This is a genomic window from Candidatus Protochlamydia sp. R18, assembly GCF_000648255.1.
Classification (GTDB): Bacteria; Chlamydiota; Chlamydiia; order Chlamydiales; family Parachlamydiaceae; genus Protochlamydia; species Protochlamydia amoebophila.
Genome location: NZ_BASL01000611.1, coordinates 109,964 through 122,186, shown reverse-complemented (window position 1 = coordinate 122,186; position 12,223 = coordinate 109,964). Strand labels below are relative to the sequence as shown.

At 35.5% G+C, this 12,223-nt stretch carries 9 protein-coding genes and 1 tRNA gene; 7 read left to right on the top strand and 3 right to left on the bottom strand.

Features of this window, described 5'->3' with window-relative positions; genetic code table 11:
• The first annotated feature begins 55 nt into the window (after window positions 1–55).
• From dnaA to TY19_RS01550, 7 genes are all read left to right on the top strand, one after another.
• The gene (dnaA, locus tag TY19_RS01580) at window positions 56–1,411 is read left to right on the top strand and encodes a chromosomal replication initiator protein DnaA (RefSeq protein WP_042279426.1); all 1,356 of its coding nucleotides are present in this window, start codon (window positions 56–58) and stop codon (window positions 1,409–1,411) included.
• Window positions 1,412–1,543: 132 nt separating this feature from the next.
• Window positions 1,544–1,618 (top strand) — tRNA-Pro (locus TY19_RS01575).
• A gap of 64 nt (window positions 1,619–1,682) precedes the next feature.
• Window positions 1,683–2,807 carry a prolipoprotein diacylglyceryl transferase gene (locus TY19_RS01570; RefSeq protein ID WP_042279424.1) on the top strand — a complete coding sequence of 375 codons (1,125 nt, stop codon included), beginning with the start codon at window positions 1,683–1,685 and terminating at the stop codon, window positions 2,805–2,807.
• 131 nt (window positions 2,808–2,938) lie between these two features.
• The gene (locus TY19_RS01565; RefSeq protein WP_011175634.1) at window positions 2,939–3,205 is read left to right on the top strand and encodes a 2Fe-2S iron-sulfur cluster-binding protein; all 267 of its coding nucleotides are present in this window, start codon (window positions 2,939–2,941) and stop codon (window positions 3,203–3,205) included.
• 136 nt (window positions 3,206–3,341) lie between these two features.
• Window positions 3,342–4,046, top strand: coding sequence for an iron-sulfur cluster assembly accessory protein (locus tag TY19_RS01560; RefSeq protein WP_011175635.1), 705 nt, complete (start codon window positions 3,342–3,344; stop codon window positions 4,044–4,046).
• Between the two features lie 424 nt (window positions 4,047–4,470).
• Window positions 4,471–5,646, top strand: coding sequence for a hypothetical protein (locus TY19_RS01555; protein ID WP_042279422.1), 1,176 nt, complete (start codon window positions 4,471–4,473; stop codon window positions 5,644–5,646).
• A gap of 100 nt (window positions 5,647–5,746) precedes the next feature.
• Window positions 5,747–6,811 (top strand): hypothetical protein, encoded by a 1,065-nt coding sequence (locus TY19_RS01550; protein WP_042279420.1) that lies wholly within the window; start codon window positions 5,747–5,749, stop codon window positions 6,809–6,811.
• 146 nt (window positions 6,812–6,957) lie between these two features.
• On the opposite strand, the gene lpdA is transcribed toward TY19_RS01550, so the two are convergent.
• Genes lpdA through TY19_RS01535 form a run of 3 tightly spaced genes read right to left on the bottom strand, consistent with a single transcriptional unit; the run spans window position 6,958 to window position 12,208 of the window.
• Window positions 6,958–8,355 (bottom strand): dihydrolipoyl dehydrogenase, encoded by a 1,398-nt coding sequence (gene lpdA / locus TY19_RS01545; protein ID WP_042279418.1) that lies wholly within the window; start codon window positions 8,353–8,355, stop codon window positions 6,958–6,960.
• 20 nt (window positions 8,356–8,375) lie between these two features.
• Complete coding sequence (gene odhB, locus TY19_RS01540) at window positions 8,376–9,539, bottom strand: 2-oxoglutarate dehydrogenase complex dihydrolipoyllysine-residue succinyltransferase (RefSeq protein ID WP_042279417.1); 1,164 nt, start codon at window positions 9,537–9,539, stop codon at window positions 8,376–8,378.
• Window positions 9,536–12,208 (bottom strand): 2-oxoglutarate dehydrogenase E1 component, encoded by a 2,673-nt coding sequence (locus tag TY19_RS01535; RefSeq protein ID WP_042279415.1) that lies wholly within the window; start codon window positions 12,206–12,208, stop codon window positions 9,536–9,538. The genes odhB and TY19_RS01535 overlap by 4 nt, the downstream gene beginning before the upstream one ends.
• Window positions 12,209–12,223 lie beyond the last annotated feature (15 nt).

Sequence of the window (12,223 nt, the reverse complement as noted above, 5' to 3'; positions counted from 1 at the left end):
GAGGAAGAATTTTCTTCCTCTAATTAATTTTAAGAGATTGACAAGAGTAAAAACTATGCAAGCATGGGAAGAATTTCTAAAGGCACAAGAAGTTGAACTTGGTTTAGAAACGGTTCAAAAATGGCTCAGAACGTTGAAAATACAACGATTTGATGCTTGTAATCTTTATTTAGAAGCCAAAGATTCCTTTCAAGCACTCTGGTTTGAGGAACATGTTCGCAATAAAGCTCAACAAAAATTTATTAATGGAAATAATAAACGAATTAAAATTCATCTTTCCGTTGCTAATATCCCCCAAAAAGCAAAAAAAACTAAAACGGCCAATAAAGAAAAAGATTTTAAAGCTCCTTTTGAACTAACCTTCGATGAATTAGATCCTCTTTGTTTATTTCCCTATTTCATTTCAACGGAAGAAAATCTCCTCTCTCATCAATTACTTCTAGAAATTGCCGGTCTTTCTCCGCAAATTCATTCAACCCAACTTGGTACGTTTAACCCCATTTATTTGTATGGGAGCGGAGGTTCGGGTAAAACTCACTTATTGATGAGCTTAGCTCATGCTTTAAAAGCACAGGGGCTAAAGGTTATTTATGTTCGAGCAGAAACATTTACTGATCACGTCGTTACCGCCATCCGTGCAGGAGAAATGAGTGTATTTAGACAAGCATATCGCAATATCGATGTCTTGCTAGTGGACGATGTTCATGTTTTTTCTAGAAAAGGCGCCACGCAAGAAGAATTTTTCCATACCTTTAATACATTGCATTTAGAAGGTAAGCAAATTATTTTAGCTTCTGAATGTTCCCCTCAAGATCTACAGCTCATTGAACCGCGCTTGGTCAGTCGTTTTGAATGGGGAATTGTTCTTCCTTTAAAACCGTTAAGGCCTGGGGAAATGCGCAATCTTCTTATAGCTAAAGCTAAAGCTTTACATTTTGAACTTCCCTTAAAGATTGCCGATTATCTTATCGAAACGTTCAAAAGCAATGCCAAAGCATTAATAAAAGGTTTGGAAGCCCTCGTTCTCCGACTGCATCTGGACGCAAAACATTCCATAACAGCCCTATCTGTAACAGCAACTAAAGCACTATTAATCGACTTAATCGAAGAAGAACAGAAAACTGCGATTACCCCTCAAAAAATTATTCAAGCAGTCGCTGAACAATACGGCATTCGTACAGAAGATATTTTAGGTAAGGCTCAAACAAGAGAATGCGCACTTCCTCGTCAACTAGCTATGCATTTATGTCGTGAACAACTAAAAATGCCTTTCATGAAAATTGGAGATCTTTTTTCTCGAGACCATTCCACCGTGATGTCAAGTGTGAAGAGTATACAAAAATCATTAGAGCAAGATGATCGAGAAATCTCAGGAATTTGTCATCTCATTTTGAAAAAACTACAAGGATAGTTTTCTTTCTCAAAAAACATAAATTCGCTAAAAAAAATTTTACTTTTATGTAAAAAAATTCTTAAAAAAATACAATTTCGTTTGTCAAAAAATTCAACCTTATGCTAATTTTTTATTCTCTTTGAGAAAAATCGGAGTATAGCGCAGCTTGGCTAGCGCGGCTGCTTTGGGAGCAGTAGGTCGGGGGTTCGAATCCCTCTACTCCGATCCCACCCTATCTTTGGAAACAAAGATAGGGCTTTTTTTTGACTCTTTTATTTCAAGGATGTTCATGTTAACTGAACACTGGCTTGCTTGGCTTTATTGGAATCCTCCTCGAGAAGCATTTACTCTACCTTTTATTGATCATCCTGTCATGTGGTATGGCATCTGTTTTATTACTGGTTTTATCTTAGGCTATTTTATTATTGTCCCCATTATTGCTCTGTTTGTCAATCAATCAAAACATCTAAGCTCCATGGATATTCAAGATTGGAAATCATTAGTTAACCAGTTAAAAACTTCTTCCTCTCCCTTAATTCAAAAATGTCAAAATGCATTAAATAAACAAGAGAGACAAAATTTAAACTCAGAAATTCAGCCATTAAACATCTCTTCCGATCTCAAAAATGCTTTGTTAATCAAATTAAATACCGTTTTAAAAGAAAACTCAATTCAACGAAAAGATTTAGAACAAGCCTTTCAAGGAGCCATAACTTCTGCCAAACAAATAAGTTATTTTTTAGCAGATCGTCTTTGCTGGTTCATTGTTTTCGGAACATTGATTGGAGCTCGTTTAGGCGCTGTTTTTTTTTATGATTGGAACTATTTTAAAAGTCATCCTTTAGAAATCTTTGAAGTTTGGAAAGGGGGATTAGCAAGCCATGGTGGAGCCTTGGGAGTGATGTTAGCCCTCTTTTTTTATACTAGTTATATAAAAAAATGGGCGCCAACTTTATCATTCCTTAGGGTGTTAGATTTTGTCGCTATTCCAAGTGCATTAACGGCTGTATTTATTCGAATAGGAAATTTCTTTAATCAAGAAATTATAGGAACTCCTTCTGGCTATCCTTGGGCTGTGTTATTTGCTCAACCAGCTGATGGCAGCTTACCCATCCCTAGACATCCTGTACAATTATATGAAGCTTTTGCTTACTTAATGACTTTTTTCTTATTATTTACTCTTTGGAAAAAATGCAACACTTGTCTCGCGGCAGGCACCTATGCCGGTTTTCTATTTATCTTTAACTTTTCTAGTCGTTTCCTTTTAGAATTTTGGAAAGCCAACTTAGATTCCATTTTAACAAACCCTATCTTGCAAATGGGACAATTGCTTAGCATCCCTTTCATATTATTTGGAATTTGTCTTGTTTGGAGAAAACAAAACTGGCAAAATTTATTTTGCTGTCACAGATAGTTAGGGGTAAATTTAAACTAAGCATGATTCATAAACCCCTTGCTTTTATAACTAAATTAACCGATAATTTTTATATTAAATAACTAATTACGAATTTATTAAGTTTTAATTGTTGTTAGGAGTAAACAAGCATGGCGACGCTAGTCTTTGACCATAATGAAGAAGAAATCGAATTACCAGATGATTCACCGATAGCTGAAATTTGCGAAGAAGCCGGAGTCCCTTTTGCTTGCACAGAGGGTGTTTGTGGAACTTGTGTAATAGAAGTTAAAGAGGGAAAAGAAAATCTTTCTCCTCCCACCAAAGAAGAAGAAGATTTTCTTGGAGAAGGGACTTGCCATGAACGTTTAGCTTGCCAATGTCGCATTAAACAAGGTCGCGTGCGTATTATTTTTTAATTAAGCATTTCAGAAGAACATAGGATTCTTCTACTTAAAAAACTCAGGTTAAAATTATTTAAGTGCCGATTCAGATTTTGCCTGTCATAATTTAGAATCTGAAGACACTTTAACTGTTATCAAAGAGGTTAATACTATGTCTTGTTGTTCAAAACCCCACCAAGATGATCATCATTCTCACTCTCATTCCCATTCGCACTCTGGAGGCTGTTGTTCGCCTGCTCCCTCCCCGCAAGAGCATCAACATTCTGGAGGATGCTGTTCTCAACAACCGAAGAAAGCAGCGACTGAAATTTCTCGCTCTATGACTATTGAAGATATTTTAGGCATGTTTCCTTACAAAGCTCAAAAACTTTCACAAGAAATTACGAATGCTGGGCTTCATTGTGTGGGTTGTCACGCGGCCGTATGGGAAACGTTAGAGGCTGGAATGATGACTCATGGTAAAACAGATGCGCAAATTGATGAGCTCGTTCGACGCTTAAATGCTTTATTACAAGAACCTGTCGATCAATCCTCTATTTGCATCACACCACGGGGAGCTTCTAAATTTTTAGAAATTTTAGCGGATGAAAATAAGCAAGGCTGGGGCATGCGCTTTGCTGAAGAAATGGCTGGCTGCAATGGCTTTGAATATGTGCTCGACTTTTCTGAAAAAGCAGACGCTGAAGATGAAATTTTTTCTTCCAACGGAATTGAAATTCATGTGAAAAAAGCAATGGTTCCCCGACTTTTAGGGTCAGAAATTGATTTTGTTGACGGTCTTCGCGGATCAGGCTTTAAAATTTCTAATCCTAATGTTCGCTCTTCTTGTGGATGCGGAAGTTCTCACAACTATTAAAATTCTTAAGGCCACTCTGTTCTGAGTGGTCTTTCAAATGTATTCAAAAAAATTTATTTTTCCATATCAAAATGTATAAAACTAGATATTAAATATAATTTAAATAATTTATCTCCCTCTTTTAACAGTCGCATAACTATTTTGCAATCTTTTTATAATCAAACATTTATGATTAATTTTCCTAAAAAATAAAGAAAATAACTAGTCAATTAAATTAAGAAATGGTTAAGCTATTTTTAAGTTTAAATAAAGAAAAAGGTTAAAATGAATTTTAAATAAAGCACATAAAATTTAGTAAGGAGGCGCAAAATTAAAAATATATTTTTCCAAAAAGAAATGAAAGTTGTTTAATTTATTTAAACACGTTTTAGTTTTAACAAATCTAAAAACAGGCGATTTTTAGATTAAATTTAGGAGAATTTTTATGAATTTAAGCAGCCCTACTACAACCTCTAATTGGGATTTAGGAAATGACTGGCATATCATGTCTCCTCAGGAACAAATGCAAGACGTTTACGCTCGATTAAATTCTTTGTCAGATAAAACTCAACAACAAGATAGGACAATTACCGCACAAAGTGAAGTTATAGAGAAAATCTTAAAAGAGAATGGCATATTGAAAACTAATAATGAACATTTACATTCGCAAATTATTCATTTAACAGAAGGTCAGCAAGAAGTAGTAAAAGAGAATCGACAAATTTCTACAAAATATCAGGCATTAAAGGATAAGTATGAAGAGGTCCAAACTCAATTACGAGAAATGGAAAATATGTTTGTCAGATTTTATGAAGAGCGTGATGAACTAAATGCAACAATTGAAAAGTTATCGGAAGAAAAAAAGACATTGGAAGGAAGTAATCATCAAAAGGATGAAGTCATCAATAAGCTCAATGGACAATTAAGAGATGTCACACATGAAAGAGATGCAAAGCAAAGAACAATTGATGAATTACAAAAAGAAATTGTTAGATTAACAAATGAAAATAAAAATAAAGAAAGAGAAAATGGCCAACTTACTGCTGAAAAACAGCAGCTTCAACAAGAGAAGGATCAAACTACTAACGATAATTTACAACTTTCGGACCAAAATCAACTTCTTAATCGTGACAATTGGCAACTTCGAGAGTCAAAAAATGAGCTAGAACAAAACTTCAGCCAACTTCAGGAAGAAAAAAATAGTTTGGCACAGCAAGTATGTCATAAGCAAAATGCTCTTATAGATAATGAATTGAGATTTAATCAGCAGCTAAAACAATTGCAAAATCAATTTGACGAGCTTTCTGCCATTAATGCCAATAGCCAACTTCAACTGAATAATTTAAAAAACAAATTGCTGGAGATTTTTACTTTACCCTTAACTCCACAAAATTTGGACAAATATCAACAGTGTTTATTAGACACTGTACGCTTGTTAAATCTCCCAGAAGAAAAACTAAAAAAAATTAATCCCGAAATTATAAAAATTGTCAGCCAATTAAAGCAAAGTGCTAAAAATCCTAACATTTTTGGCATGCGAACTGAGACCCTCAATGCTTTAAGTTTTATACTTGGTATAGTTGGCGGTGGTATAACAGTGTTAGGTTATTTGCGAAAATAATTCAATTAGGAAAAACCAACTTGCGAACCAGGACTGGTTTTTTTAAAATAAAAGTTTAAAATTAAGTGAACCAATAATTTACCAATTAAGAGGTATTATTATGATTCCCAAGCCAAAAGATTATTTTTTTACTCCAACTGATTTACAAGGAACTATAGATACTTTTTTAAGACCTAATGCAATTCTTACTCAACAAAGACAACGACAACTAGAATTAGTTTTGGAAAATTTTTTCTTAAAAAAAGACCAAGAAAAACTTACTCAGCAATTGACAGATATCAAGTGCAATATAACTAGCAAGCAAATTGAAAATAAGGAATTGGAAAACAAAAATCAGCAGGAATTACAACAAATCATAAAAATAAGCGAAAAGTTATTAGCTGCGTGTAAAAAGGAGTGCGAAGAACATGCGCAGTTTAAGAAAGAAGCAGATCAAAAAGTAGCTTCTATCTCCCAATCTTTTGCTAAGTTGCGCGAAAATGATGCTAAACAACTTCATGAACTCAAAAGAATGCAACAGCAATGTGATGACTTACAATTATCACATAAGCAGGATATGCAATTACTTGGTCAACTCAATGAACAGGTCCAAAAAATAAAAGAATCCTTTCACTTTCTTGGACAAGAATATAAGCAACACTTCAAAGACTTTCAAGTTCTTAAGCAAGAGTTTGGCCAAATTCGCAAAGATTTAGAACTTATTAAAAATCAATTAGACTACATGAGAAAGGATCTTGAAGACATTAGACAAGATTTTAAACGTCTTAAAGAAGAGATGAACAGCTTAACTCAAGATTTTCGAGTAATTAGAGCCGAAATAGAAGAATTGGACCACCGAGAAGATATTAGCAACAAAGCTATTGCGGATCGATTAGAAAAAATGCAAGTTGCGTTTGATCAACTTGCAGCTCAGATGAATAAGGACAAACTTGTACAGCCAGTAAGCCTACCTCAAATTTCAGAGAGTTCTTTTGATCAGTCAAATTCAAAAAATATTTCAACTTTTAGTTTTTTTCGGTCTCTATTTAAATGGAATATCTTCAAGATAATTTGTTTAAATCACTTTAATCATCACCATTTATTTCGTCGTACTTCAAATATCTGGGCTTCGAATATCTGGGCAAGAAAAATCCCGATGTCAGTTGATTCTAAAGAACTGGGTTAGCTATTTAGTAATAACTAATGCCAAGGTGAAACACCTTGGCTGTTTTTTTATGCAACTATAAAACTTCTTAAAAAACCTTAATTTTCAAAGTCCGTCATCCCAGATTATTAACTTTTCAACAGACAGGGTTTAATAATTTTCAAATATTACCCATGAACGGCTTTTCCCAGAGCTTGCAGAGCAGCCTCTTTGATAGTTTCACTGAGAGTCGGATGAGCTTGCACGGTTTCGGCTAAATCTTTTAAATTGATTTGCTTTTGAATGGCAAGAGTTCCTACTGCGATGAGCTCAGATGCATGAGCCCCTATGATATGCATTCCCAATAGACGGCCCGATTTTTTTTCGCCAATCAATTTCACAAATCCTTCTATTTCATCCGTGCAACGAGCCCGAGAATTACCTCTAAAATAGGTTGTTCCTGTTAAAAGAGTGAGTCCTAATTCGCTAGCTTCTTGCTCTGTCAGTCCCACAGAAGCAACTTCTGGATTCGTATAGACTACATTTGGAATAGCTAGATAATTGATGCTTTGCCTTTCTCCTTTTAGCCATTCCACAACAGTGATTCCTTCTTGAGAAGCTCGATGAGCAAGCATCACACCTTCAATAAGGTCTCCAATCGCAAAGATATGTGGTTGAGATGTACGAAAAAATCCATCAACGGGAATAAATCCTTTTTTATCTATTTGAATTCCAACTTTATCTAAAGATAATCCTTGGGTATAGGGTCTTCGACCAACAGCAACTAATACCACTTCCCCGCTAATATTTTGCAATTGTTCGTTTTGTTCAATGGTTAAAATCGTTTCATTAGGTTGCAAAACAGCTGTCATCATTTTCGTCGACAACTTAATTTCAATCCCCTGCTTTTTGAGAATTTGGAATAGGTATTTTGATAATGCGATGTCCATGGCAGGACAAAGGCGATCTGACATTTCAATAATTGTCACTGAAGACCCCAGACGATTATAAACAGAAGCGAGTTCTACCCCAATCACTCCACCTCCAATGACGAGTAAGCGTGGAGGGACAGTAGCGAGATTTAAGGCCCCTGTTGAAGAAACAATATTTTTTTCGTCAAAAGGCAAATGAGGTAATGAAGTAGACTCCGATCCTGTTGCCAATAAAATATAATTAGCTTTAATTTCATCTATATGAGTTCCATTTTTCACTTGAAGCGTATGAGCATCCAAAAATTGCGCTTCTCCTTTTAAATAAATCACCCCATTTTTTTTAAAAAGTAAAGCAATCCCTTCAATCAATCCTTTGACAACATTTCTTTTACGTTCCATTAATTTTGTAAAATTGACTTTTAAATCAGATACTTCAATGGCTTGTTCGAGTCCATGTTGTTTCAGTGTTGAGTAAAGATCTGTAGAATGAAGAAGAGTTTTAGAGGGAATACATCCCACATTTAAACACGTTCCTCCTAGCGTTTCTCGTTTATCAATACAAATCGTTTTTAAACCCATTTGAGCGGCTCGAATAGCTGCCACATACCCACCTGGTCCAGCTCCAACAACTGCTAAATCATAGTGTTCAACCATATTTGTGATTTCCTTACATTTTAAAGATTTAACAATAAGCGAGAAGGATCTTCTAAAGCATTTTTAATATGAACTAAAAATGCGACAGACTCTTTTCCATCAATCAAACGATGATCATAGCTTAAAGCAAGGTACATCATCGGCCGAATCACAATTTGATCTTCCATGACAACCGGCCTTTTTTCAATCTTATGCATGCCTAAAATTGCGCACTGAGGTGGATTTAAAATGGGAGTGGAAAGAAGAGAACCATATACACCTCCATTCGTAATCGTAAAACCACCTCCTTGAAGATCATCCATAGCAATTTTTCCATCTCTTGCTTTTTTAGCAAAAAGATCAATCGCTAATTCAATTTGAGCAAAGCTTTGTTGATCACATTGTCTGACCACAGGCACAAATGTTCCTCTATCTGTTCCAACTGCAATTCCTATATCGTAGTAATGTCTTTCTACAATATCCTGATGATCGAGGTAGGAATTGACTGTGGGAAAAGCTTTTAAAGCAGAGACAACAGCTTTTACAAAAAAAGACATAAATCCTAATTTTATTCCATATTTTTTTATAAAAATCTCTTGATGCTTTTCTCTTAGAGAAATGATTTCTGACAAATCTACTTCATTAAACGTTGTCAACATCGCCATAGTTTGCTGAGCTTCTATTAAACGATTTGCAATCACTTGTCGAATTTTAGACAATGGTTGCCTTGTTTCTTGACGTTCAAAAGTTTTTGCAGTTTGCTCCAAATCTTGAGATATTTGCGAGGGTGAAAGCTCTTCTATTTGTAAATCAGAAAGATAAGATTCTTTCGTTAGCCGCAAAGTTCCCAACGCATCCTTTTCTACAGTTTCAAAAGAGGGTTTACTAGATGTTATACTATCTTTTTGTTCAAGAATTTCAGCAGAAATTTCTTTGTCCTCTTTTTGAGGGACGTTCTTTTCTATTTGAGACTCTTCCTCAATAAATCCAATCAAAGCTCCAATTTTAACGCGATCTCCAGTTTGTACAGATAAGGTTATTACTCCCGTTTTTGGGGCAAATAACACTTGATTAACCTTATCGGTTTCTAGCTCTAAAATTTCGGCGTCAGTTTTAACGAAAGTTTCATTAGTCACTAAAATTTGACCAATCATTACTTCTGTAATCGACTCGCCCATAGAGGGGACTTTAATGTCAGTTCTCATGTTTTGAAGACCTGTTTTAAAATATTTGTATGTTCCTGATTGTGAAGGCAATAAGATCCGGTTGCTGGAGTGGCACTTCGCTCCCGACCTACGTAACTTAGCTGAATAGAAGATGAAATTAACTCGTTAAGATAAGGAAACATAAAGCTCCATGCCCCCATATTTTGAGGTTCTTCTTGAGCCCAAACAACCTCTTGAATATGAGGATATTGAAAAATTAATTTTTTTAGCTCTTCCATATGCAAAGGATACAATTGCTCAATCCGAATAAAACCTATCTCTTTTCGATTCAATTTCTCTCTTTCAGCTAATAAATCATAATAAATTCTTCCCGAACATAAAACCAGACGTTTAATTTCTGATTGATTGACAAAAACATCATCAATAATTTCTCGAAATGTACCTTGTGTGAATTCATGCAATGCACTGACACATTTCGGATAGCGAAGGAGACCTTTAGGGGTAAATACAATCAAAGGTTTTTCAAATTGATGTTTCACCTGTCTACGGAGTAAGTGAAAGAACTGAGCGGGAGTTGTTGTATTAACGATTTGAAGATTGTCATGTCCTGCAAGAGTTAAAAATCGCTCAAGTCGACCTGAAGAATGCTCAGGCCCTTGCCCTTCAAGTCCATGAGGAAGAAAGAGAATTAATCCTGACTTTTGTCCCCATTTTTGTTCGGCACTTGCAATAAATTGATCAATAATTATTTGTGCTCCATTATTAAAGTCACCAAATTGAGCTTCCCATATATTTAGACCTTTTACACAAACGACACTATATCCATATTCGAAGCCCAAGACTGCCATTTCCGAGAGAGGAGAATTAACGATCTCAAACTTTCCTTGTCCTTGTTTTAGATGAGCAAGTGGATAATAATCCTTTTCTGTATGTTGATCGACCCAAATCGCATGACGATGACTGAAAGTGCCACGACAACAATCTTGACCAGATATGCGTATTGATACTCCTTCTTCTAAGAGAGAGGCATAAGCTAGATGCTCAGCAAGTCCCCAGTCAATAAGTTTATTTTCTTTCACTTGACGAAGTCTTTCTTTTACCAAATAGTCAACTTTGGGGTGAAGGGTAAATCCTTGAGGAATTTGACTAAAACGCTCTGCCAATGATATGAGTTTTCCCAAGTTAACACCAGTTTCAACAGATTGAAAAAAACTTTGGGGAATTGAGAAGGGCTGTTTAACGACAGAAGAAATTGCCTGTGGCTGATTTATTTTTTCATGTACTTCCCGCAATCCTGCTTTATAAGTTGCTTCCAGCTGATCCATCACTTGAAGATCCAAAATTCCCTGAGCTAACAGTTGATCGTAATAGATTTTCCGAATCGATTGTTTACCTTTGATTAAACGACATTCTAGAGGCTGGGTATAAGCAGGTTCATCTCCTTCATTATGCCCATATTTTCGATATCCATTCAAATCAATGAAAACGTCACAATGAAATCGTTGCCGAACTTCTAAGGCTAGCAAAGTTACCTGAACGCAGCTATCGGGATCCTCGGCATTTACATGAAAAATAGGCAATCCGAATGCGCGAGCAATATCTGTACAATATCTTGTTGAACGCAAATCGCGTGGGATAGTGGTAAATCCAATCTGGTTGTTAATCACAAAATGAATGGTTCCACCTGTTTCATAGCCTTTTAACTGGGAGAGCTGTAGAGTCTCATAAACGACACCTTGCCCAGATACGGCAGCATCTCCATGAATTAAAATGGGAATAATTTTCTTCCGGGCTTTTTCACCACCAGCTAAAAATTGTTTAGCTCGTGTTTTTCCTTCAACAACTGCATTGACAGACTCTAAATGGCTAGGATTTGGACTTAATGAAATCTTGACTGATTTACCCAATCGGGTTTTAATTTTTTCCCCAGTATATCCTTTGTGATATTTCACATCTCCCATTCCTTCTAAAGAAGTCGGAATGTATTCTTCCCCAAATTCGGAAAAAATAGTATCTAAAGATTTGTTAAGAATATTCGCCAAAACGTTTAATCGTCCTCGATGGGCCATTCCAACTAGAAACTCTTGAACCCCTTGTTCAGCTCCTGCTTCGATCAACAGATCTAGCATAGGAATTAAGGTCTCTGCCCCTTCCAAAGAAAACCTTTTTTGCCCAATATATTTAGTGTGTAAAAAAGTTTCAAAAAGTTCGGATCGACTTAAACACGCTAAAACATGTTGTTTTTGCTCTTTGGTCAAGGTTTGCTTAAAAAATTGCTGTTCTATAAAGTCTTGTATCCATACTTCCATTTTTTTATCATTAAGATGTTTATACTCGAATCCGATGCGGTCGCAATAAATCTTACGTAAATATTCAATCTTGGAAGTTTGAATAATAGCTTGTGTATCAACACATGACTTTAGATATTCTGTTAGAGAAAATGTAAATGAAGAAGGATTTAATGATATGGGATTTACTGAAGATATTAAGTGACCATCCCGGCGCAATACATCAATTACATGATCCACATGATTGGAAGAAGAGGATTGTTTATTAGTAGTTGTGAAAGAAGAAGCTGTTTCTAATTCCTGAAAATAACGATGCCAAGAAGGATCTAAGCTGTCATATTTTTTTTGATAATCTTGATATAAATTTTCAAGCAGCTCTATATTTGCAAGCTCCCCTTCAACGATTGGATGGCCATCCATTCATCATCCCCTATC

Coding starts and splice junctions, on each gene's coding strand:
- dnaA (WP_042279426.1), top strand. CDS start 56: ATGCAAGCATGGGAAGAATTTCTAAAGGCACAAGAAGTTGAACTTGGT.
- TY19_RS01570 (WP_042279424.1), top strand. CDS start 1,683: ATGTTAACTGAACACTGGCTTGCTTGGCTTTATTGGAATCCTCCTCGA.
- TY19_RS01565 (WP_011175634.1), top strand. CDS start 2,939: ATGGCGACGCTAGTCTTTGACCATAATGAAGAAGAAATCGAATTACCA.
- TY19_RS01560 (WP_011175635.1), top strand. CDS start 3,342: ATGTCTTGTTGTTCAAAACCCCACCAAGATGATCATCATTCTCACTCT.
- TY19_RS01555 (WP_042279422.1), top strand. CDS start 4,471: ATGAATTTAAGCAGCCCTACTACAACCTCTAATTGGGATTTAGGAAAT.
- TY19_RS01550 (WP_042279420.1), top strand. CDS start 5,747: ATGATTCCCAAGCCAAAAGATTATTTTTTTACTCCAACTGATTTACAA.
- lpdA (WP_042279418.1), bottom strand. CDS start 8,355: ATGGTTGAACACTATGATTTAGCAGTTGTTGGAGCTGGACCAGGTGGG.
- odhB (WP_042279417.1), bottom strand. CDS start 9,539: ATGAGAACTGACATTAAAGTCCCCTCTATGGGCGAGTCGATTACAGAA.
- TY19_RS01535 (WP_042279415.1), bottom strand. CDS start 12,208: ATGGATGGCCATCCAATCGTTGAAGGGGAGCTTGCAAATATAGAGCTG.